The following is a 21,046-nucleotide window of genomic DNA, read 5'->3' as shown; positions in this document are numbered from 1 at the left end:
CCTTAACTGGTATCTCAAACTTAGCCAAGAATACGTATTTGTCCATTTTTTATAACATTCTGGTGCGATGACTATATTTAAAACCTTCTGAGGTGGGCGCAGTAGGGTACATGCTCAAGGAAATCTCGGCCGAGAAAATGGTGCAAGCGATAAAAACGGTGAATCAAGGTTCAACGTATTTCTGTGAGTCTGTCACACAAACGCTTTTTACCCAAGAGGTGGTGCCAGCCACTCAAAAAACGAATCCACTCAGCCGCAGGGAAGAAGCGGTGCTTAAATTAGTCGCTCAAGGAAACAGCAGTAAGAAAATAGCCACACTACTTAACATTAGCTACCGAACGGTAGAAACGCATCGCCATAACATTAAGCACAAGTTGGATTTACATTCGACGGCAGAGCTAGCGAAATATGCGTTTGAAACAGGGTTAACTGAGTAGGAGAGTAGTGCCCGCAAAAAGCGAGCACGTGAGAGCGAAATTAATCGACTTTTGTAATGCTGCCAAGCTCTAGCATTGGAGCGACATCGATATCCTCTGCATTCATCATTGTTGAGATGCGTTGAACGGAAGATAGCAGCAGAGACTGCTCCCATTCTTCCAGTTTTTGGAATCGATTAATGAAGTGTTCCTGCAATGGCGTTGGTGCTTGCTTTAGGGCTTCTTGGCCTTTGCTCGTAAGTACAGCATGCACTTTACGCTTGTCTTGAACACTGCGTTGACGCTCAACAAACTGGCCTCGTTCTAGTCTATCTAGAATGGTCGTTGCGGTCGCTTGGCTCATGTTAGTGTGGCTAGACAACTGTTTAATCGTTACGTTATCTAACTCATTGATAGCACGCATCAAAATCAACTGTGGAGCGGTCAATCCAGACTCTTTGCTCAGCTTTTTAGAATGTAAATCAATAGCGCGGATGATCTGACGAATCGAGACCAATACTTCTTCGTACTTTTCCAATTTATTCATCCAGTCTGTAGGGAACATTTATCGAGGCGACACTAACTTAAATGCGCCCTTATTTAAAGGGGTGGAATCAAAAATTACCACTACAATTTTAAGTAGTGTCTCCAATTTCATTTTGTTGCGTCGTGTAGACAAAATAAGAAGACCTAAAATTATTATAGCAATAAATGTTTGTGGTCTAACTATTGCGCTAGTGGTTTATCCTTTTAAAGGCGGAAATTGCTGAGTGAAAAGTAAGTTATTGGATTTTTTCATAGCAAAAAGATAGACAAAAACGTGTCAAATGATAGGATCTTGCGCCTTCACGGAATGTAAAACGTATCGTGTTCGAAAGATTTTTTTGTTTGGTACGTAAAAACAGTACAAAAATAGAGAGGAACGATGACAAAGGGTATAGATAAGTACAGTATCGATAGTACCGACTATACGGTAGGTCAAGACAACGTTCAAAAATGGGGTTTTGATGTTCATAACCCAGTTTTTGGTATTAGTGCAGGTTTAATTGCGCTGTTTCTTGTCGCTGCATTAGTTCTAGATGCACATACCGCAAAGACGGCACTTGATGGGCTGAAATGGAAGATCATTGGTTCATTCGATTGGTTGTTCATTATTGCAGGTAATATTTTCGTTATTTTCTGTTTGGCACTTATCGTTTCGCCAATGGGTAAAATCCGCCTAGGTGGTAAAGACGCTGTTGCCGATTACTCGTTCATGTCATGGCTTGCAATGCTATTTGCGGCTGGTATGGGTATCGGTTTAATGTTCTGGAGTGTCGCAGAACCTGTCGCTTACTTCACTGGTTGGTATGAAACGCCACTCGGTGTTGAAGCAAACACACCAGAAGCAGCGAGATTGGCACTGGGTGCGACGATGTTCCACTGGGGTCTTCACCCATGGGCAATTTACGGTGTTGTAGCACTTTCTTTAGCATTCTTTGCCTACAACAAAGGTTTACCGCTTTCTATGCGCTCGATCTTCTACCCGCTTCTGGGTGATCGCGCGTGGGGCTGGGCTGGTCATATCGTGGATATCTTGGCCGTTCTTGCGACCTTGTTTGGTCTTGCAACGTCACTGGGCTTAGGTGCACAACAAGCGGCAAGTGGTATTCATCACGTATTTGGTGTTGAGCCAGGCCTGGGCCTACAAATCGTCGTCATTACCGTTGTAACTTTGCTTGCTGTTGTTTCAGTCGTACGTGGTATTGATGGTGGCGTTAAGGTCATTAGTAACATCAACATGGTTGTGGCGTTCTTGCTACTGATTCTTGTTGGTCTTATCGGTTGGGCGGCGAGTCTAGGTTCGATTCCAACCACACTTATGGCATACGTAGAGAATATTATTCCGCTAAGTAACCCGTTTGGTCGTACAGATGAAGCATGGTTCCAAGGCTGGACAGTATTCTACTGGGCTTGGTGGATTTCATGGTCACCATTCGTAGGTATGTTCATTGCGCGTGTTTCTCGCGGTCGTACCGTTCGCGAATTCATTACAGCCGTTCTATTGGTTCCAACCGCTGTTACTGTTGTTTGGATGTCAGTATTTGGTGGTCTAGCGATCGAGCAAGTTGTTGATAAAGTAGGTGAGTTGGGCACGAATGGTTTGACTGACGTTTCACTTGCTATGTTCCAAATGTTCGATGTTCTTCCATTTGGTAGCATGCTTTCAATCATTGCTGTTGTGTTGGTACTTGTGTTCTTCATCACGTCTTCTGACTCTGGTTCACTTGTTATCGACAGCATCACAGCGGGCGGTAAAGTCGACGCTCCTGTACTTCAACGTGTTTTCTGGGCATTTATGGAAGGTGCAATTGCGGTTGCTCTACTGTGGATTGGTGGCTCAGAAGCGGTTCAAGCGCTTCAGGCAGGTGCAATTTCTACAGCACTACCGTTTACCTTCATTCTGCTTGCAATGTGTGTGAGCTTATTGATGGGTATGAGAACAGAACGTCAATAACTCAGGCATTTTATAAATCTGTCTGAGTAACAAGTAATCAAAAGGCCAGCATTTTTGCTGGCTTTTTTTGTGCGGTTTTTATGACGGTGAGACAAAAAAATGACACATGAAAGTTCATATTTTACAAAGAGTTAATGTGCTATTTTGTTTTTTAAAAATTAGTGAATAGTCGTGAAAAAGTGTGTAATATTCACACACCTTAACTGTTCTCCCAACTCAAAAACTATAAATATGAAATTATCATTAAAACAAAAGCTTATTGGCGCAAGCCTTTCTGCTGTTGTTGTGATGGCAACAGCACTTACTTGGTTGTCGGCTGGTCAATTATTTGATCAGACTCGTTCAGGTGTCTATTCACGTGCGCAAAGTCTAAGTACTACTGCGTCAGAAGGAATTTCTGATTGGGTCAATATCCGCAAAGATATTGCTACCGCATTCAACGACTACTCGACAGAGCAAGACGTTGTCCCTTTCCTACAACAAGCTCGCAAGGCTGGTGGCTTTGATGACATCTTCCTTGGTACACCAAACGGTGATATGTATCGCTCTCACCCTGAGCGTAACCGTGCTGATTACGACCCTCGTACTCGTCCTTGGTACAAAGATGCTAACGCCGCAGGTAAGCAGATCATCACAGCTGCATATCAAGATGCAATCACTAACGCGCTGCTTGTAACCATTGCTGAGCCAGTAATGAAAAATGGTCAGTTTGTTGGTGTTGTTGGTGCAGATGTACTGATCGATCAGCTCATCAGCGACGTGATTAACCTAGATGCAGGTGAAAACGCGCATGCGATGTTAATCGATATGAACGAAGGTACGTTCCTAGCGCATCCTGATAAAAGCTTAACGCTTAAGCCTATCACCAGTGTTCTAAAAGACTTTTCAGAAGAGGCAATCGAGCGCGCTGCAGATGAAGGTCGTATCGAAGATACGGTAATCAAAGGCAAAGAGAAGCTTTACTACTTTAATAAAGTACCTGGCACGCATTGGATGTTCGCGATTGAAATGGATCGCGCAACGGAAGAAGCAGGGCATGCGGTATTGCTACGTGACCTATTGATCACTGCAGTGATGATCACCATTGTGGTTATTCTTGCGGTATCTTGGTTGGTTGGTTTCTTGTTCCGTGACTTGAGCCGTGTATCAAATGCACTTGAGGAAATTGCATCTGGTGAAGGTGACTTAACGCAACGACTAGAACCACGCAGTGATGATGAAGTCGGTAAATTGGCTGAAAACTTCAACCGCTTTGTTGGTAACATGCACACGATGGTGACCAAGCTTAGCCACGTATCATCTGCGCTTTCAGAGCAAGCACGCACGACGGCACAGCAAGCTGAAGAGCGCAGTCAGCGTATCTCTTACCAGCAAGATGAAATCAACATGGTGGCGACGGCTGTGAACGAAATGGCTGCAGCGACACAAGAAATTGCAGGTAATGCAGATAGCACGGCAAGTAACTCAGAGGAAGCGGTTCAAGCTTGTTCACACGGTTCTAGCCAAGTGACTCAGACGCAAGGTTCTATCCAGAACTTGGCGCAAGAAGTTCAAGTCGCCACTGATGTGATTCAAGAGCTAGAAGCACACGGAAATAGCATCAATACGATTCTATCAACGATTCAAGGTATTGCTGAGCAAACAAACCTACTTGCACTTAACGCGGCAATTGAAGCAGCACGTGCAGGTGAACAAGGCCGTGGCTTTGCTGTGGTTGCGGATGAAGTTCGCGTATTGAGCCAACGCACTCATGCTTCAACGCAAGAGATTCAAGAAACTATCGAGATGCTACAGGGCACAACAGCGAAAGCGGTTGGCATCATGGGTGATAGCCGTCGTCTGGCTGACACCAGTGTTGATGATGCGAACGCGGCTGCAGCGAGCTTGACGCAAATCCATACTGCTGTTGAGCGTATCAGTGACATGGCAACGCAGATTGCATCGGCGGCAGAAGAGCAAGCATCGGTAACAACCGAGATCACGCGTAATACTGAAGGCATTCGTGACGTTTCTAACGAGCTGTCGGTAGAAGCTCATCAAGCAGCAGAACAAGCTGCCCACCTATCTGAGCTTTCACACGAATTAGAGCAAGAGATTCAACGCTTTAAGCTGTAATCGGATACCGACCTAAATAAAAAGGAGCCATTTGGCTCCTTTTTTGATCGCTTATTAAGCTAGCAAGACGTTATAGCCAGAACTCACTGATCGGTTGGTCTTCGCTATAATGATGGGCGATTTGCGCTTGTAGCAGTTCTGCCGTAGCAATTGCATCGGTTAATGCATGGTGAGGGGTATAGTCTGGCAGACCATAACGGCGTCGAGATTGCGCTAGCCGAACCGATTCTGGCTTTTTCCCTTTTAAACGCTCCCAGAGTGAGCCAGAGCGTTTCTGTTGAATGGTTTCTTCAAGATGCAGCGTATCTATCACTGGAAACTCAATTCCTTCACCTAAACGGTTTTTGAGTGCTTTATCCAGAAATTCTCTCTCGATACGACGATAATGCACAACAATGATTTTTCCGCTTAAGCATGGTAGTAGCTCGCTTAGGATGTCACCCAAGTCAGGTGCATCAATCAATTCACTGTGAGTAATACCATGTATGATTACTGAGTCTTCATCGAGTGCTCGCTGCGGGCGAACTTTCCAATGACGCGAATTGCGCAAAAAAATCCGCTTCAAGTTAAACGGCACTAAACCAATGGTAATGATGTCATGTTTTTCGGGGTTCAACCCCGTCGTTTCGAAATCTAGCGCGACGAACTCCACCTCAGACAGGGGGGTCTCTGGTGCAGGTGGTTTATTGCTATAAAACGCAATTAAATTCTCATCTTTAGCCATCTCCAACTTTTGTTCAAATTTCGTTGGCCACTGAATGGTTGGCTTCTGAAAGAGCTTTTTGATCATGTTCAACCTCACTTAAAGCTCTTATTCGCTTGGTAGCGGAACTTAAGGAAGTTCTGCCCATTGCTTAGGATTTGGAAAGCATCTTTTAGGTTGCGACGTTCAAATTCAGAGAGATTTTCTGGTTCGATATTGTTATCTGGGTCAATGCCTAATTCCACGTCCGTCGCTTGGTGACGAATACGCACCATGGAAATAAACTCTAGTGCGTCTTTTAAGTCTTGTGCACGACCTTTTGGCAAAATGCCAGCATCAATGATGTCGTCGAGACGCTCAAACGAATTCTGTGCGCGTGAGCCAACCGCCAGAGAGTGAACGCGAATTAAGTCGACCAGAGGAGCCGTACCACGACGTTTGAGGTTGATGGAGTTGTTGTGTCTGCCATCTTTCTCCATCACAAAGTCTTTAAAGAAGCCAAGTGGCGGCGTTCGGTTAAGTGCGTTGCGAGCCAGACAGGCTAAGAAGCGATTGTTTTTACGCGCACGACGAACAATAAAGCTGGTTAATTGTTCTGCCCATTTTAAGCGACCGTAAACGCCATCCAAATCGAAAAAGATGGACGCGTTGAGTAGCGCTTTCGGGTTCGGGTTATCAATCCAGTCAGCGAAGCACTCTTCCCACTCTGAACGAGTCATGCGCCATAATGGGTTGGTTGCCATAATATCGCCCGTACAATACTTGTAGCCACAGGCATCTAATCCATCACTGACGTATTTTGCTAAAGCTTCGAAGTACTTACCATGTTTCTCTTCTTGGTAGGTCTCATCTAGAATGATGGCGTTATCTTGGTCAGTCACCAACAGTTGCTCATCACGTCCCATTGAGCCAAGTGCAAGGAAACAATAAGGAATTGGTGGTGGGCCAAGCTCTTCTTCAGCCATTTCTAACAGACGCTGTTTGAAGCTTCGACCAATCACGGACATCGCACTGCCCACCATGTGTGAGTTGGCATCTTCGTTGACCAGGCGTACAAAGCTGCTTTTTACTTCTTCAGCAACAACTGCCAAATCTTCGATAGTCTGTTGTTGGAAAATGCTACTCACCAATAAGAGCGAGTTTTGTGATTCATAGCGAACAATGTCGGTTGTTTCGATAATACCAATAGGCAATTGGTTTTTAACCACAGGCAGGTGGTGCACGTTGTAACGCAGCATGGTTAACATTGCTTCATAGATGTAGGCATTGTGATCAAGAGACATGACTTCAGTGGTCATCACACTTGATACATCGTCCTGTGGAGACAAGCCTTCGGCTAACACACGGGTACACAAGTCACGGTCAGTAATAATACCAAGTACCGGAGACTGTGGGTCATCTTCGTCACGAACGAAATCTGGATCGACGATAAGTAGAGCAGATACGTTGTCATTCGCCATCTGCTGCGCGGCTTGCTGGATTGTCTGTCCACGATCAATTGTATGAGCATCGCCTGTCAGCAAGGTTTTCACTTTCGATGTCGTCAGGTCATTGGCATCTTTGTTTTCTGAAATGGCTTGGCGTAAACGAGCACTATTTTCCACTTCGACAAAGTCTGCAAAGGAATCAAAGTTGTCGTATATTTCTTGGAAAACGTCACCAGGAATACAATAGAGCAGAGTATCTTCAATGGCTTTTACTGGAAAGCGTACTTTGTTGTTGGTTAGCATTCCCATTTGACCAAAGAGGTCACCTTCATCAAGACGGTTATAAAGCTCTCCTTTACGTCGATAAACTTCTACGACACCGCTTCGCACCACGTAGAGATCTTGGATATAGTCTCCAAAATGGATGATTGGGGTATCTTCTCGGTAGTACGAGATCTCGACGCTCTCTGTCACCTTGTTTAGTGTTTCTTCAGGGAGTTCATTGAACGGGGGGTACTTGGCGAGAAAGTTATAAATCTCGAGAAGTTCTGCATCCATCGAAGGTGCCTTTTAGTTCGCAAATAATAAAGTAATCTTAACTTAGTTTTAAAACAGAGTCTTATCTGAACCGTGATTTTCGTACTCAGTCATAAGATTCTGACATATCGCACGATAAGGAATCGGCATTTCTACTACTATATAGTCACTTAAAAGGTGAGCGGACGTGGTCGATATATTTTGGGCCAATGCTTGATTTAGAGGCATAGCAGATTTCAAATCGTTACCGCGTCTGTAAACTAAGTTATTTTTGTTGAACTAAGCCACTCAAGGTGATTTGGGGGCAGTGTTTAAATAATTCTCATGAAAGGAAGTCGAATGGTGAGAAGTTTATTGCTTGCGTCTTTAGCTGCTTTGCCAGCAGTAACTAGCGCGGCGGTCATGGACCAAGCAGAAAAATTTGGGTATGAACACATTCACTTGGATGTGGGTGCCGGAACCACAAATGAAGAGTGGTTAGATAATTCGAACGCGACCACAATTGGACTCGGTGGTAATTACTTATTTACTGAGAACTGGTTGTTTAATGTCGATTACTCGGCGCAGTTTTTCCATCCGGACGACTTTACTCTTCGCATTGACCGTTTGTTGTTTGGTGGTGGTTATCGTTATGGGATTACGGATCAATTCGATATCTACGGTAAATATGGAATAGGTGCAATCAAAGCGAAAGCGACGGACGACAAAACGGATAATACGTTATCTTCAGATAGTGAACTGCATCAAGCCATCACCGTTGGGGTGAATTACTTATTCAGTGAAAAACTTATTGCGACGGCCGAGGTGGAAGTTAACCGCAGTGATATCGTCGATGAGAACAATTTTAAGATAGGTTTTAACTACCAATGGCATGATGTTGTTGGTACCGGTCTTTTTTATCAGTTTAGAGATACCGATTACAGCGGTGAGAGCTCTGATTATGTCAATGAAGTGGGGCTGAGTTTGAAGTTTGTCTACTAGCGGACAGGTTCATTTATTGGCAATAAATAAAAAAGGTCAGCTTATGCTGACCTTTCCTTTTAATAAAGTATGCGACTATCGATTATAAAACCGCTGCAATGCCTTTACATAGAGGACCCATATTTGACTTCGTCATACCAGCAACACTGATTCGGCCTGAACCGACGATGTAAATACCGAACTCTTCTTTCAGACGGTTTACTTGCTCTTTAGATAGGCCAGAGAAAGAGAACATACCATTTTGACGTTCGATGAAGCTAAAGTCTGCGTCCACACCTTCTGATTTTAGTGTCGCTACAAATAGTTCACGCATCTCTTGGATACGGTCACGCATTTCTGCTACTTCAGCTTCCCATTCCGCACGCATTTCGGCGTTGCCAAGAATGTGAGTCACGACCGCGCTGCCGTGCGCAGGTGGGTTAGAGTAGATAGAGCGAATAATGGCTTTAACTTGCGAAAATGCGGTTGTTGCGACTTCTTCTGATTCCGCTACTAACGTGAAGGCACCAACGCGTTCGTTGTAAAGGCCAAAGTTTTTCGAGAACGAGCTCGCGACTAGGATTTCTTTGTTGTACTTAGCAAAAGTACGAAGACCCGCCGCATCCTCTTCCACACCTTTAGCAAAGCCTTGGTATGCGAAGTCAAATAGAGGAAGCAATTTCTTCTCTGCGACTAGTTTCGCCAATGTTTCCCATTCTTCAGCAGTTGGATCGATACCAGTAGGGTTGTGGCAGCAGCCGTGTAGAAGCACGATGTCACCTTCAGATGCAGATTGCAGATCGTTTAGCATCGCATCGAAGTCTTTGTCTTTTGTTTCAGCGTTGTAGTAGCTGTATTGTGCCGTTTCGATACCAGCGGCAGTAAATACGCCGTTGTGGTTTGCCCAAGTAGGGTTGCTGATCCAGATTTTTACATCGCCAAGTTGGCGTTTAATGAACTCACCAGCAACACGTAATGCACCAGTACCACCTGGAGCTTGAGCTGTTTTAGCGCGTTTTTCGTTTACAATTTCTGCATCAGAGCCGAAAAGCAGTTTTTGTACTGCAATGCCGTACTCAGCTGTGCCTTCGATAGTTAGGTAAGATTTGGTTTTTTCAGTTTCAACAAGTGCTGCTTCAGCTTTCTTTACTGTTGCAAGAACGGGGGTTTCGCCTTGCTCGTTTTTGTAAATACCTACGCCAAGGTTAATTTTGTCTGCGCGAGTATCTTTTTTAAACTCTTCAGTAAGGCCAAGAATAGGGTCAGCCGGAGCGGCAACTACTTTTTCAAACATAATCTTCATCCATGTTAATCGAAGGGGTGTGCTAACATTTATACCTTTCAGCAATATTGGTTACAACCGTTACTGAAAAGAAAACCTAAAAAAGTTGCGATTTGAAACAGAATTCTAACATAACTAAAGTTTTTGCCATGAAAACGTTTGGTAGGCACAGAGTTTGAAGGGGATTTATACCATGATTGATGAAGTTTTGTTCACGTACCAATCGTTTGACTTCAGTGCTTTGTATTAGTGATTTACGTGGAGTGGCGGTTACTAGTTGAGACAAAAACGCCCCACTAAAGGTGGAGCGTTTGCTTGTAAGAAGTATAGATGTCGGCTGATGTTATTTCTTCAGGTGGATTTCAGACTCAACCGCATTGGTTTCGATGTCTGGGTTAGAAGAAAACTTCTCAGTCGCCCAGTCGTTCATATGTTTTAAGATTGCTTTTAATGCGTGCTTCTCTGTTGGTACTTCCGCTTTTTCGACGTCAAGCTTTTGTTTCGGGTGTGTGCCCGTCGCATCTTCCGCTACGTGTAGCCAATCTGGGTGCCAATAATAAGGTTGGCCGGAAGGTGAACTCCAAGAATGTACGCCGTTGGATTCACCTTTGTATTTAATGTCTTCTTCGTTGTATTTCGCCATTATTGTTTTCTCTCATAATCCATGAGTTGAGGTGTGCATCACCATTACTATCTAAATGTAACAGATGTAATGAAAATTAATGTGATAACTATCGACTTATTTTGTCATTCGATAGCTACAGACGATGCGTACTTCTCATTCAGAAGAATTTATTATTTGGCAGGTTTTGGCTTTATCTGCGTTTAAAGCATACGACGATGGATTCGCCTGCCTAACGCTATTCTTGAACGGTGATAGAGCCTAAACTACTCGTCATTCAAGTGTTTGAGAATCGCCGCTTTTGCATGCTCTTCTGTTGCGGCCTCTCCGTCAGGGACTTCAAGGTCAGCCTTTTTGTGTTCACCCAAAGCATCTTCAGCGATATGCAACCAATCAGGATGCCAGTAATAAGGGGTTGTGCCGCCAGGATGGTCCCAGCTATGTACACCTTTATGTTTCCCGCGATAAGAGAGATCGTCCATTGTAAATACTTTCATCGCTTCCTCCCGGCTTAAAAGATAGATGTCTAAGTGGATTTAACACTCTCAGCTCCGTGGAATGCCTTGCTTTTCGGACAAGGCAAAGATTTAAGACCACTCGGACGTATCAGTAAAAGTATGGAACATAAATTCTCACTTCGTCGTCGAAATTGCTATTAACAAGCTTGATAAATTACGTTGCTAAATTGACCACTGCCATATCAGAATGCTGGCGCGAAGTATGCTATGGTGCAGCTGCAAGTGAAATGAGGGATACATGAATCGATACCGTCAATTGGCCGAATTGTTTAAGGCACAAATTCAGCAAGATACTTGGAGAGCAGGGGAGAAGCTGCCTTCAATACGCGTCACCAGCCGCAATCATTCCGTAAGTGCAGGTACGGTATTACAAGCCTATCAATTGCTAGAGGCGCAAGGCTGGGTGATAGCAAAGCCTCAATCTGGTTACTATGTGACTGCCGAGCTTGAACGTCTCACCAATACTAATGGAATTAAAAGCAACAATACGCCATGCACTAAGTTGAATGATGAGTTGTATTCGTTTTTGAAGCACCAAGCAACATCGGATGTTGTTCATTTAGGCTCGGCGTTTCCGGATCCGTGTTTGTTTCCTTTAGAGTCGCTTAACCGTAATTTGGCCAGCTCGGGACGAAAAATGGGACCGGATAAGTTGCTAGACAACCTACCTCCTGGTGCTGAGTCGTTAAGGCGACTCGTCGCTCAGAGGTATATTCATCATGGGATATCACTAACCCATGATGATGTGGTTATTACTTCCGGTGCGCTAGAAGCATTAAACTTGAGTTTGCAAGCGGTCACCCGACCAGGTGATACCGTCGTTGTCGAATCCCCAACGTTTTATGGCGCACTTCAAGCAGTAGAACGGTTGGGGCTCAAGGCTATAGAAATCAGTGTCGATGATGAGAGTGGGCATTCGCTTGAGCAAATCGAAGCAGCCTTTGCCAATGAAGACGTTCGGGCTTGTTGGTTAATGACGAACTTTCATAATCCAACCGGAGCTTCTTTGTCTGATGAACACAAACGATACATTGTTGAGTTAGCCAATCGATATGATGTGTATCTCATCGAAGACGATGTGTACTCTGAGCTGTATTTTTCTGACAAAAGGCCGAACTCATTGAAGACCTTTGATGAGCAAGAGCGTGTCCTTCATTGTGGTTCTTTTTCTAAGAGTTTATGCCCTGGATATCGCTTGGGTTGGGTGGTGAATAAGCGTTTTAACGAGACTATTCAAAAGCTCCAGTTAATATCGACATTGTCTGGGAGTGCCCCTATTCAGCAGGGGGTTGCACATTACTTACAAAACGACAGTTACGACAACCACCTGAGAAAGCTGCGTAAGACACTGCAACACCGTCAAGCTGACTTCGTGCATTTACTCGCAAAGCACCTACCTAAAGAGGTTACCTATCAACGTCCTGATGGTGGCTACTTTCTTTGGCTGAAATTGCCAGATGGAATATCAAGTAAAGCGGTATATCAAGCACTATTGTCTGAGCAGGTTACTGTCGCTTATGGCAAACTCTTTTCGATAAGTGATCAATACGAAAACTATTTAAGACTGAATACATCGCTTCCTTTAGAAACGAGTTTAGAGCGCGCTATCAAAAGATTAGGTGATTTGCTTCGCGAATTACTCTGAATTGATACTCATTAAACTGCTTAGTGTTTTTTTGCTCCAACTGTATCAGCGCCATTTTTGCAAATTGTGCTTCAATCATTATTCAGGTCGACAGGCCTTGGACGATTAAGCAGGATTTAAGATGAAAAAGCAGTTGGTTAAACATGAGTTAAGGTTAATCGCCGTTGCTATTTTTAGTGCGTTTTTACTGGTATTTGCGCATCTCATTTTGGCGAAGTCTTTCTCTCATATGGCATGGACAGAGTACACCGCGGCCGTGATCCCTTTCGTAATGTTTGGCTTATGTATTGTGGGCGTAAAGTACGCTGAAAAAGCGGACAGAGATAAGGAAGAAGACTAACTCAAGCTTGAGTTACTTAGCAGATGGTATTGACGGTTGAGCACAAAATAAAAGACCTCCACTAGGGAGGTCTTTTCTAATTCTGTCTCACTAAAAAGTGATTAGAAGTTCGCAGAGCGAGGCGTACGTGGGAATGGAATCACGTCACGAACGTTGCCCATGCCTGTTACGTAAGATACTAGACGCTCAAAGCCTAGACCAAAGCCTGCGTGTGGCACTGTGCCGTAACGACGCAAGTCGCGGTACCAGCTCATGTGCTCAGGGTCGATACCCATTTCGCGCATACGTGCATCCAGTACGTCTAGACGCTCTTCACGCTGAGAACCACCGATGATTTCACCGATGCCAGGTGCTAGAACGTCCATTGCCGCTACCGTCTTACCATCATCGTTCATACGCATGTAGAATGCTTTGATGTCTTTCGGGTAGTTCTTAACGATTACCGGCGCTTTGAAGTGCTCTTCCGCTAGGAAACGCTCGTGCTCAGATGACATATCGATACCCCACTCAACTGGGAATTCGAACTCACGGCCAGAATCCAACAGGATTTGGATCGCGTCAGTGTAGTCAACTTGTGCGAAGTCAGAAGAAACAAAGTTCTCTAGACGGCTAACGGCTTCTTTGTCGATGCGCTGAGCAAAGAACTCAAGGTCATCGCGACGCTCTTCAAGTACTGCTTTGAATACGTACTTAAGCATGTCTTCAGCCAGTTTCGCAACGTCGTCCAGTTCTGCAAACGCAACTTCAGGCTCAACCATCCAGAACTCTGCTAGGTGGCGGCTTGTGTTTGAGTTTTCAGCACGGAAAGTAGGGCCGAAAGTGTAAACCTTACTTAGTGCACAAGCGTAAGCTTCCGCGTTTAGCTGACCAGATACCGTAAGGAAAGTTTCTTTACCGAAGAAGTCTTCGTTGTAGTCTACTTTGCCAGCGTCTGTACGAGGTAGGTTTTCCATGTCTAGCGTAGAAACGCGGAACATTTCACCAGCGCCTTCAGCATCTGAGGCAGTGATCAACGGCGCAGATACCCAGAAGTAACCTTGCTCGTGGTAGAAGCGGTGGATCGCTTGAGATAGGCAGTTACGTACACGTGCTACCGCACCGATTACGTTTGTGCGCGGACGTAGGTGCGCTACTTCACGTAGGTACTCAATAGAGTGACGAGTTTTTGCCATCGGGTAAGTTTCTGCGTCTTCAACCCAACCAACCACTTTAACGCCAGTGGCAGCAAGTTCGAAGTCTTGGCCCTTTGCAGGAGATTCAACAATCTTACCAGTTACTTCAACAGAGCAGCCAGTCGTTAGCTTTAGTACTTCGTCTTCGTAATTATTAAGATTATTTGGGACCACGGCCTGAATCGGGTCGAAACAAGAGCCGTCATATATGGCAAGGAAAGAGATTCCAGCTTTGGAATCACGACGTGAACGGATCCAGCCACGAACAGTCACTTCGCTGTCTACTGCTAGCTGACCTTTCAATACGTCTGATACAGGCGCGTAAGTCATGTTTTCAATATTCTCCATTGAGGTAAAAATTCAACCCAACACTTATTAAAGTACTTGTCTAATAACATTTTTGTTCAAAAAACAAGCTAAGTGCTGAGTTGGGTAGCATTTTACAGATTCAACGAGACATATTACCTGTCAATTCGCTCGCATCAACCTTTATATTCATTTTGATGGGGAGAATCTCTCTATTTATTCACTCTTTGATGCTCTGAAAGTGTGAATTGGTTAAGTAATTGCTCTAAACGTTCGGATAGATGCTCTAAATCAACACTAATATCACGCGTGTGCGATGCTGATTGCGATGTGTCGTCAGCATGCAGTGTGATCACATCAATTTTGGATTGAATACGCTGACTGACGTCGGATGTGGTTTGCGTCTGGCTTTGAATGTTTTCCGCATGTTTCAGAACTTGATGCATTTCATCGACAACGTTATGCATCGTGACTGAAAGTGTCTCGACATCGACAGAGCGTTGGTGAGCAAACTGGCAGACAGTATCCACAGAGGCTAAGGACTCTTCACTCCCTTGCTGGAATTGAGAAATGATATGCTCAATGTTGCCTGTGGCTTCGGCGGTCCGAGAAGCTAGGTTACGCACTTCCTCCGCGACGACGGCAAAACCGCGTCCTTGCTCTCCGGCTCGGGCGGCTTCAATTGCAGCATTCAACGCGAGTAGGTTGGTTTGTTCTGCAATGCCTTTAATGACCCCAAGAATGGACGACACTTCTTCGGTTCTTTGGTTTAACGAACTGATTTTTTCCCGTACGCCGTCAATATTGCTCACCAAGTGTTTGATGTCTTCGCTCACGCTGTGTGCTTGGCTTGCGCTGTGAGTAGCAACATCAACGGTGTGGTTGACTAGAGCTGTAGCGTTATTGGTCGAGTCTTCAACGGCGGTTTGTTGTTGCAGCATGTCGGTGATGTTGCTTTGTACGTCACTGGTTTCCAATTGTTGATTATTGGCCGCTTTGTCTGTTGATTGTGCAACATCCGTTAACTGACTGGCTGAATTGGCAAGAGAGTGGGAGGTGTCTTGTACACGCTCTAAACTCTCGGATACCGTATCCATAAACGAATTAATCGCGGTAGAAAGTTGGCCTACCTCATCTTTTTGGTGATGAATAAGTCGTTGAGATAGATCTTTACTATGGCTCACATTCGCCATGAATTGCGACGTTTTTTGTATTGGGCGAACAATGATCTTACGAATCAAACTCATCGTTATAATAAAACCAACAAACGCGATAACGGCCATTATTCCCATCGCAAACATTGCCTGTTTATTGATCATTGAATTGACGTGGTTCATGTTGTATTCCAAACGAATCGCGCCCAATACTTCGCCTTCTGGTGCTACATGGCAAGAAACGCAGTTGGTGCCACGATAATTTTCGCTTGATTTCATTGGTAGCGCGACAACCAGTCCGTTCCCCCAATTGGCTGAAATTGGCTCAATGACCAGTTCGCCATTTAAAGCTCGTTGGTCAATATCATCGACCGGTTGTTGGTTTGCTTGTCCTGGTCCGTAAAGCTTGGTGACGGTATCAGCTCGCAACACGCGAACTTCTTCAATCCCTTCTTGAGCGAGTGCTTTTTTTCGCAAAGTTTCTTTTTGCGACATGGTGCCTGTTAGCATCATCATGTTTAGGCTATCGAAGTAATTACTAGCCTTATCATGAAGCTGTTCACTGAGAACATCATTGATTAAGGTTTTTTGTTGATGGTATTGATAAGCCGTAGAGGCAGCCAGAACACAGCTGAAGACGGCAATTAACGCGAGCAAGAGCTTAAAAGTGATAGTTGAGCGCATAAATTTATAAGTGTAATTGGAACGAACTGCACAATCTTAATGTGCACAAATGCACACTGCGATCAACGAAATGAATGATTGTGACCCCACTCATGTTGGGGATATGTAATTGTGATGTGAGTGCTGTGTAATCAAATGTTTGGCGCATGACAGAAATACGACGATCAGGACAAAGGTTTAATTATTTTCGCTGAGAACAAACGGCGTTTTGCTACGCTTGTATTGAGTAGCACTTGTCTGTTGGCAGTGAATTCCTTAGTATTGCGTGTCTTTTTAAAGCCTGAGAATCAAGATGAAAACAGAATTGTACAAAGGGAATATGTTTTAGTTTCATTGGCTTTCCAATAGCTTCCAAAATTTACATCGTTTATCATGTAAGGCCAATAAATACGGGGCTTGCAAGCTTCATGGTGTTTCCTCGTGTAACATGGGGAAAATGCCTGAAGAAATGCAATGTGTGTATATATTGTGTATATGACAGGGTAGACTATGACCATCACCGAACGGGCTTTAAAGTCCAAAAATAACTTTCCAACAGACAAACCACACCAAGATTTAGCCGACGGCGGCGGCCTACTTGCGCGCTTCTATAAGAGCGGGAAAATTAGCTTTTGCTATCGCTTCCGCTGGAAGGGGAAACAAGCAATCTTAACAATCGGTACTTATCCTCAAGTTTCTTTAAAAGAGGCTAGGGATATTCACCGAGAAGCCAAAAAGATGCTTGAGCAAGGTTTAGATCCGCGAAACAACAAAGCCAAAAAGAAAATCTCAACCGTTCAAGAATGTATTGAGTTTTGGATTAATGAAGAATTGATCCCAAGACGCAAATATCCAAAGCTAATTATCAACGCGCTATATACACACATAATTAGCAAGATTGGCTCTCATGAATGGGAGCAGATGAAAACCGTTGATTGGATCAACGTAATTAAGACTATTGAAGGTAAAACTGTTCCAGTTCGCTTGCTGACAGAATTAAAGCAGTGTGCCAAATACCTAATGGCTGTAGACATTATTGAAGAGAACAAACTGATCAATATTCAAAGCCGCTTTGTTGGTGCGCCGTCAAAGCCAAGGGATAGGGTTTTATCATTCAAAGAGCTCAAGCAAATTTACGACTATTGCCGTTCTGGTGAATATCCTCTTGAGTTTGCGGCGGCTTGTTTAATTCTCATGTTTACGGGAGCGCGTAGCGGAGAGCTGAGAACGGCCAAGAAAGTTAACATCGACCTGAAAGGTAGAACTTGGAAAGTGCCACCAGAAAACAGCAAGAACGGGCGTTTAATCGTTCGTCCAATTCCAGATTTCTTGTTTCGTTACTTTGAGTTTTTATACAACCTTCATCCAAGCTCTGAGAACTTGATTATCTCGAACAGGGGTAGGGAGTTAGGAGTGCAAGGCTTTCAAAGCCGTTTTAGACCGCTGCAAGCGGCGTTAGCGTTGCCAAGCTGGTCGCCACACGTATTTAGACACACCTTAGCCACACACTTTGGTGATTTGAAAATTGAGCCTTATATCGCTGAGAAGATGCTAGGACATGAAATGGCTGGTGAAATGAAAACCTACAACAAAGGTCAGTATTTAAGTCAACAGTTAGACGCTATGAGAGTCTATCACGACGCTGTAGTTAACTATAAAGAGAGTAATTAATTTAGAGCTCTTTTGAGCGTATTAGTCTACAGATTCTACACGTAAAAATACGGGTGTTAGCACTGAACCTAGAACCTATGAATGTAAGATTGCGAGTGCTAGTTGCATGAAGTGATTGATGCTTAATGGTTTTTTGTAATTTTATGTTTATTTTTCTCTATGGTGAAAAATAAAGCTTTACATTTAACACGGAACTAGTGATACTGAATTTGCTCTGTTGTAGTTCAGAGTTATTAAATGAAAAATAAAGTTTTTAAGTTAAGCCCTCAGAATTCCTTCATTGTTATCCTCAGAGTTTCCCTCTCTAGCTTCATTATAAACATTAAATAATTCAAGATTTCAGTGCTTCTCTCGCAAGTTACGCGTAAATTATATTTAAAATAAGGGACAACATATGTCTAATAATAAAACTGGTTCTGTAAAATGGTTTAACGATAGTAAAGGTTTCGGATTTTTGACACCAGATGATGGTAGTGCTGATGTATTCGTTCACTTTAACTCTATTGTTTCAGAAGGCTTTAAAACTCTAGCCGAGGGCCAAAAGGTTAACTTTAAAGTAGAGCAAGGCCAGAAAGGTTTGCAAGCTGCAAATGTAGTTGTTGCATAAAATTATTTGTAGAGGTGTATTCACACCTCTACTACTCTCATCTCCTCTAAACCCATACAATTTATTTATTACTCAAAGAACATAAAATATCTCCATTTAAATTAAAGTATTAAAATAAATTATAACTAAGACTAAGAAAAATATGCCTACATTCAATATAAAATATATAAACGAAAGTAATAGTACTTTACGCATGGAAACTGTTTTCATGCGTGGATTAAAAGGTGCAAAAATATCAGCATCCTCCTGCGCTCCATTTTGTACAAATAGAATTGAGCTTCGAGACCTTATTGGTACATTGTTAGCCCACAAAGAGGGCGGAATCTGGGTGAATGCTGTAAAAGCTTAATCCAAATTAAGTACAATACAATATCATTCGCTATAGCTTTGTCGCTCTCCTTATATAACAGCAAGTTAGAAGATGTTATAAAAAGTCGTAACCTTGATTTTTCTCCCACCTTAAGACATCTTCCGTTTTCCAAATGAGTCTCGGTGAAGAGATTACAGGTTCAGGAAATCCCTTTGTTTTACGCCAGTTGTATAGGCCACGTTTTGTGAAGTTTTCACCATCGCGCATTGCAAAAGGGCGATATCTAACAAGCAATTGTTCAATACTAATTAGTTTTTCTTCCACTTTTCTAATTCCTCATATTGAAGCTGAATTTCCGCTAAGTATGGTTTTCTGAATCCAACCTCATCTAAAATTAAACTTGGTGCCGATTGGTTGCCGAATACATCCCAACCATTTCTTGGTTCGCCTCGATGGAAAAGCTCAAGCTTTCTAGCGAACCGTCCTGCGATTTTTTCTACTTTGTCGCGGCCTTCTTGTGGCTTGGCACTATGTTCGCCAACGGGTGCCGTAAAGAACGAGCGAACGGAGCGACTTGCTGGTTTTGGTTTACCTTTAACCGCGATTAGTGCCGATTCTGTTCCAGCTCTTGTGTGGTAACCAAGACCAAAGAAAGGTAAGCCGTTAACAGTCTCTTTTCCCCAAACCAATCCATTTATGTTTTTAACGGTAAATCCCCACGCTTCAGCAAGATCACAGGCCTCTTTAGGCATGGCGTTCACGTACCACATGATCAGATAACAGTTATCAGATGCCAGTTCACCAACTGGCATTTTCTTTAAGTCGTCTATCGTCATTGTTGGATACTTTTGTGAAGCGCCGCTTTTCATTGAACCGCCAGTTCTTTTTGAGCTGAATTGCCAAGGCGGATCGGCATAAATCACATCGTATTTCACTTGCGACGAACCTCGTTTACTTGTTCTTTCGTCCAGTTCTCGCGTTCCCAAGGTTGAACGATCTTTTCGTCAATTGCTGCTCGGATTTTTGACGCACTTGTTTCGCTAACGCCCTTAACTGATTTTGCTAGTTGCTCATCAGTTGGGTGCATTACGCTGTAAACGGAGAAGTAATTTGCATCGTTCAGAAGCTTTAATTCTCGTTCGGTGATTACACCGTCGTAAACAGATTCAAGTGTGACTTCTTTGAAGTGTTCCACTCGATCAATTAGATGCTGGTGGTTAACTTCAGCAGCGTTTGTATATATCTCTTGAAGATCCACATACAGCTCTGAAGGAATACGGCCTTCAAACTCGTGTACTGTAGGGATAAGGGGGATCAGCCAATCAGACACGCTCACGATACAACAAACCGCCCAATTTGAACGCAATTCAATATGAAAATTTAAGTCGCGAATGACATTAATGTTTTTAACTAATGGCTTAAATGCCAGAGGGTAGCCATAGCGATATATAAATAGCTCTAAACCGTCTTTGCCAACGTATGGTTTTTCTACGTCACCATCAATGAAATGCAATCGAGCTTTGTACTCTTCGCATAGGTGCGTTGCTTCTAAAGCCGCTTCACTTAGTTGGGTTACTTCCTTTCTCAAACGAATATTTTCTTTGCGGTAGTCGCTTGACTCTTTCTTTAAACGGTTGATTGTGTTTAAGCGCTCGTCAGCAGTTGCGCGTGATTTAGCTAGGCGTTGCTTTAAGGCGTCTGGATTCATTTCACGGTAACGCTTAACTTCTTCTCTTAGTGCAGGAAGATCAGCCGTTCTTGCTTTTAGTAAGTTAAATTCGCTGCGTAGTTTGTTGAGCTTGTCTAGGTGGTCTAGTTCAATTGCTTCGTTCTCTCTGGTCAGCTCAATAACTTTCAGTTCAAGCGTGTCGCGTTCAGACTCGGCCTTTTCAATTCGATCAATTAGTTCGTTGTACTGATCGGTTTCGTAGTTTAGAGATTCAGAAACTAATTGTGCTTGGGTTTCAACAAGAGAAAGGACGTTACCAAGTTGGTTTTGAACCATGTTTAGAAGGTGATTAACAGCAACGTCTACAGGTTGGGTTTGGTTGGTCATTGGTCTACCTTGTGAATACAACTTATCTGATTTGGTTCCCTCACT

The 21,046-nt window shown here is 43.6% G+C and carries 18 protein-coding genes and 1 pseudogene; 8 read left to right on the top strand and 11 right to left on the bottom strand.

Annotated elements, in window-relative coordinates; all coding sequences use genetic code 11:
• Positions 1-89: 89 nt before the first annotated feature.
• A pseudogene (locus B7360_RS16725) lies at positions 90-437 on the top strand (LuxR C-terminal-related transcriptional regulator); the annotation flags it as partial.
• Between the two features lie 40 nt (positions 438-477).
• On the opposite strand, the gene B7360_RS16720 reads toward B7360_RS16725, so the two are convergent.
• On the bottom strand, positions 478-954 hold the full coding sequence (locus tag B7360_RS16720; RefSeq protein ID WP_031780419.1) for a MarR family winged helix-turn-helix transcriptional regulator: 477 nt from the start codon (positions 952-954) through the stop codon (positions 478-480).
• 387 nt (positions 955-1,341) lie between these two features.
• Here B7360_RS16720 and B7360_RS16715 point away from each other — a divergent pair, with 387 nt between their 5' ends.
• Together B7360_RS16715 and B7360_RS16710 are read left to right on the top strand one after the other, a co-directional pair.
• The gene (locus tag B7360_RS16715) at positions 1,342-2,913 is read left to right on the top strand and encodes a BCCT family transporter (protein ID WP_005394723.1); all 1,572 of its coding nucleotides are present in this window, start codon (positions 1,342-1,344) and stop codon (positions 2,911-2,913) included.
• Positions 2,914-3,144: 231 nt separating this feature from the next.
• Positions 3,145-5,028 (top strand): methyl-accepting chemotaxis protein, encoded by a 1,884-nt coding sequence (locus tag B7360_RS16710; protein ID WP_012841645.1) that lies wholly within the window; start codon positions 3,145-3,147, stop codon positions 5,026-5,028.
• 70 nt (positions 5,029-5,098) lie between these two features.
• Here the strand turns inward: B7360_RS16710 and B7360_RS16705 are convergent, their stop codons facing one another.
• Together B7360_RS16705 and B7360_RS16700 are read right to left on the bottom strand one after the other, a co-directional pair.
• Positions 5,099-5,818, bottom strand: coding sequence for a 3'-5' exonuclease (locus B7360_RS16705; protein ID WP_085344034.1), 720 nt, complete (start codon positions 5,816-5,818; stop codon positions 5,099-5,101).
• 8 nt (positions 5,819-5,826) lie between these two features.
• On the bottom strand, positions 5,827-7,716 hold the full coding sequence (locus B7360_RS16700; protein WP_005396868.1) for a DUF294 nucleotidyltransferase-like domain-containing protein: 1,890 nt from the start codon (positions 7,714-7,716) through the stop codon (positions 5,827-5,829).
• A gap of 318 nt (positions 7,717-8,034) precedes the next feature.
• Here B7360_RS16700 and B7360_RS16695 point away from each other — a divergent pair, with 318 nt between their 5' ends.
• Positions 8,035-8,676, top strand: a complete 642-nt coding sequence (locus B7360_RS16695) for an outer membrane beta-barrel protein (protein WP_085344033.1) — start codon at positions 8,035-8,037, stop codon at positions 8,674-8,676.
• An 82-nt stretch (positions 8,677-8,758) separates the two neighbouring features.
• Here B7360_RS16695 and B7360_RS16690 read toward each other — a convergent pair whose 3' ends face one another.
• The 3 genes from B7360_RS16690 to B7360_RS16680 all read right to left on the bottom strand — a co-directional run bounded on the left by B7360_RS16690 (position 8,759) and on the right by B7360_RS16680 (position 11,056).
• Positions 8,759-9,949 (bottom strand): amino acid aminotransferase, encoded by a 1,191-nt coding sequence (locus B7360_RS16690; RefSeq protein ID WP_012841647.1) that lies wholly within the window; start codon positions 9,947-9,949, stop codon positions 8,759-8,761.
• A gap of 331 nt (positions 9,950-10,280) precedes the next feature.
• Positions 10,281-10,580: a hypothetical protein gene (locus B7360_RS16685; RefSeq protein ID WP_085344032.1), complete on the bottom strand. Its 300-nt coding sequence runs from the start codon at positions 10,578-10,580 to the stop codon at positions 10,281-10,283.
• 245 nt (positions 10,581-10,825) lie between these two features.
• Positions 10,826-11,056, bottom strand: a complete 231-nt coding sequence (locus B7360_RS16680) for a hypothetical protein (protein WP_005396877.1) — start codon at positions 11,054-11,056, stop codon at positions 10,826-10,828.
• A 259-nt stretch (positions 11,057-11,315) separates the two neighbouring features.
• On the opposite strand from B7360_RS16680, the gene B7360_RS16675 reads away from it, so the two are divergent.
• Together B7360_RS16675 and B7360_RS16670 are read left to right on the top strand one after the other, a co-directional pair.
• A complete protein-coding gene (locus tag B7360_RS16675) occupies positions 11,316-12,722 on the top strand; it encodes a PLP-dependent aminotransferase family protein (protein WP_085344031.1) in 1,407 nt (468 codons plus the stop codon).
• A gap of 121 nt (positions 12,723-12,843) precedes the next feature.
• Positions 12,844-13,062 (top strand): hypothetical protein, encoded by a 219-nt coding sequence (locus B7360_RS16670; protein ID WP_012841649.1) that lies wholly within the window; start codon positions 12,844-12,846, stop codon positions 13,060-13,062.
• A gap of 101 nt (positions 13,063-13,163) precedes the next feature.
• Here B7360_RS16670 and asnS read toward each other — a convergent pair whose 3' ends face one another.
• A complete protein-coding gene (asnS, locus tag B7360_RS16665; RefSeq protein WP_046876186.1) occupies positions 13,164-14,564 on the bottom strand; it encodes an asparagine--tRNA ligase in 1,401 nt (466 codons plus the stop codon).
• Positions 14,565-14,752: 188 nt separating this feature from the next.
• Positions 14,753-16,378, bottom strand: a complete 1,626-nt coding sequence (locus tag B7360_RS16660) for a methyl-accepting chemotaxis protein (protein ID WP_085344030.1) — start codon at positions 16,376-16,378, stop codon at positions 14,753-14,755.
• Positions 16,379-16,867: 489 nt separating this feature from the next.
• Between B7360_RS16660 and B7360_RS16655 the strand changes: the two genes are divergently transcribed.
• The gene (locus tag B7360_RS16655) at positions 16,868-18,028 is read left to right on the top strand and encodes a site-specific integrase (RefSeq protein WP_085344029.1); all 1,161 of its coding nucleotides are present in this window, start codon (positions 16,868-16,870) and stop codon (positions 18,026-18,028) included.
• A 394-nt stretch (positions 18,029-18,422) separates the two neighbouring features.
• Positions 18,423-18,635 carry a cold-shock protein gene (locus B7360_RS16650; RefSeq protein ID WP_021822123.1) on the top strand — a complete coding sequence of 71 codons (213 nt, stop codon included), beginning with the start codon at positions 18,423-18,425 and terminating at the stop codon, positions 18,633-18,635.
• Between the two features lie 424 nt (positions 18,636-19,059).
• Here the strand turns inward: B7360_RS16650 and B7360_RS16640 are convergent, their stop codons facing one another.
• Genes B7360_RS16640 through B7360_RS24650 form a run of 3 tightly spaced genes read right to left on the bottom strand, consistent with a single transcriptional unit; the run spans position 19,060 to position 21,001 of the window.
• Positions 19,060-19,269, bottom strand: a complete 210-nt coding sequence (locus tag B7360_RS16640) for a hypothetical protein (protein WP_025630572.1) — start codon at positions 19,267-19,269, stop codon at positions 19,060-19,062.
• Positions 19,254-19,880 (bottom strand): MT-A70 family methyltransferase, encoded by a 627-nt coding sequence (locus B7360_RS16635; protein WP_052712551.1) that lies wholly within the window; start codon positions 19,878-19,880, stop codon positions 19,254-19,256. Before B7360_RS16635 ends, B7360_RS16640 begins: the two co-directional genes overlap by 16 nt.
• On the bottom strand, positions 19,877-21,001 hold the full coding sequence (locus B7360_RS24650; protein ID WP_101911910.1) for a hypothetical protein: 1,125 nt from the start codon (positions 20,999-21,001) through the stop codon (positions 19,877-19,879). Before B7360_RS24650 ends, B7360_RS16635 begins: the two co-directional genes overlap by 4 nt.
• Positions 21,002-21,046 lie beyond the last annotated feature (45 nt).

The organism is Vibrio sp. ArtGut-C1, from assembly GCF_002105475.1.
Lineage (GTDB): Bacteria > Pseudomonadota > Gammaproteobacteria > Enterobacterales > Vibrionaceae > Vibrio > Vibrio diabolicus.
Note: the sequence above shows the minus strand (reverse complement) of the source record. Positions and strands in the feature narration are given on the sequence as shown.

What these genes read in the sequence shown, in the direction of transcription:
- B7360_RS16695 (WP_085344033.1), top strand. Translation starts at nt 8,035, where the DNA reads ATGGTGAGAAGTTTATTGCTTGCGTCTTTAGCTGCTTTGCCAGCAGTA.
- B7360_RS16660 (WP_085344030.1), bottom strand. Translation starts at nt 16,378, where the DNA reads ATGCGCTCAACTATCACTTTTAAGCTCTTGCTCGCGTTAATTGCCGTC.
- B7360_RS16700 (WP_005396868.1), bottom strand. Translation starts at nt 7,716, where the DNA reads ATGGATGCAGAACTTCTCGAGATTTATAACTTTCTCGCCAAGTACCCC.
- B7360_RS16685 (WP_085344032.1), bottom strand. Translation starts at nt 10,580, where the DNA reads ATGGCGAAATACAACGAAGAAGACATTAAATACAAAGGTGAATCCAAC.
- B7360_RS16650 (WP_021822123.1), top strand. Translation starts at nt 18,423, where the DNA reads ATGTCTAATAATAAAACTGGTTCTGTAAAATGGTTTAACGATAGTAAA.
- B7360_RS16705 (WP_085344034.1), bottom strand. Translation starts at nt 5,818, where the DNA reads ATGATCAAAAAGCTCTTTCAGAAGCCAACCATTCAGTGGCCAACGAAA.
- B7360_RS16675 (WP_085344031.1), top strand. Translation starts at nt 11,316, where the DNA reads ATGAATCGATACCGTCAATTGGCCGAATTGTTTAAGGCACAAATTCAG.
- B7360_RS16680 (WP_005396877.1), bottom strand. Translation starts at nt 11,056, where the DNA reads ATGAAAGTATTTACAATGGACGATCTCTCTTATCGCGGGAAACATAAA.
- B7360_RS16655 (WP_085344029.1), top strand. Translation starts at nt 16,868, where the DNA reads ATGACCATCACCGAACGGGCTTTAAAGTCCAAAAATAACTTTCCAACA.
- B7360_RS16670 (WP_012841649.1), top strand. Translation starts at nt 12,844, where the DNA reads ATGAAAAAGCAGTTGGTTAAACATGAGTTAAGGTTAATCGCCGTTGCT.
- B7360_RS24650 (WP_101911910.1), bottom strand. Translation starts at nt 21,001, where the DNA reads ATGACCAACCAAACCCAACCTGTAGACGTTGCTGTTAATCACCTTCTA.
- B7360_RS16690 (WP_012841647.1), bottom strand. Translation starts at nt 9,949, where the DNA reads ATGTTTGAAAAAGTAGTTGCCGCTCCGGCTGACCCTATTCTTGGCCTT.
- asnS (WP_046876186.1), bottom strand. Translation starts at nt 14,564, where the DNA reads ATGACTTACGCGCCTGTATCAGACGTATTGAAAGGTCAGCTAGCAGTA.
- B7360_RS16710 (WP_012841645.1), top strand. Translation starts at nt 3,145, where the DNA reads ATGAAATTATCATTAAAACAAAAGCTTATTGGCGCAAGCCTTTCTGCT.
- B7360_RS16715 (WP_005394723.1), top strand. Translation starts at nt 1,342, where the DNA reads ATGACAAAGGGTATAGATAAGTACAGTATCGATAGTACCGACTATACG.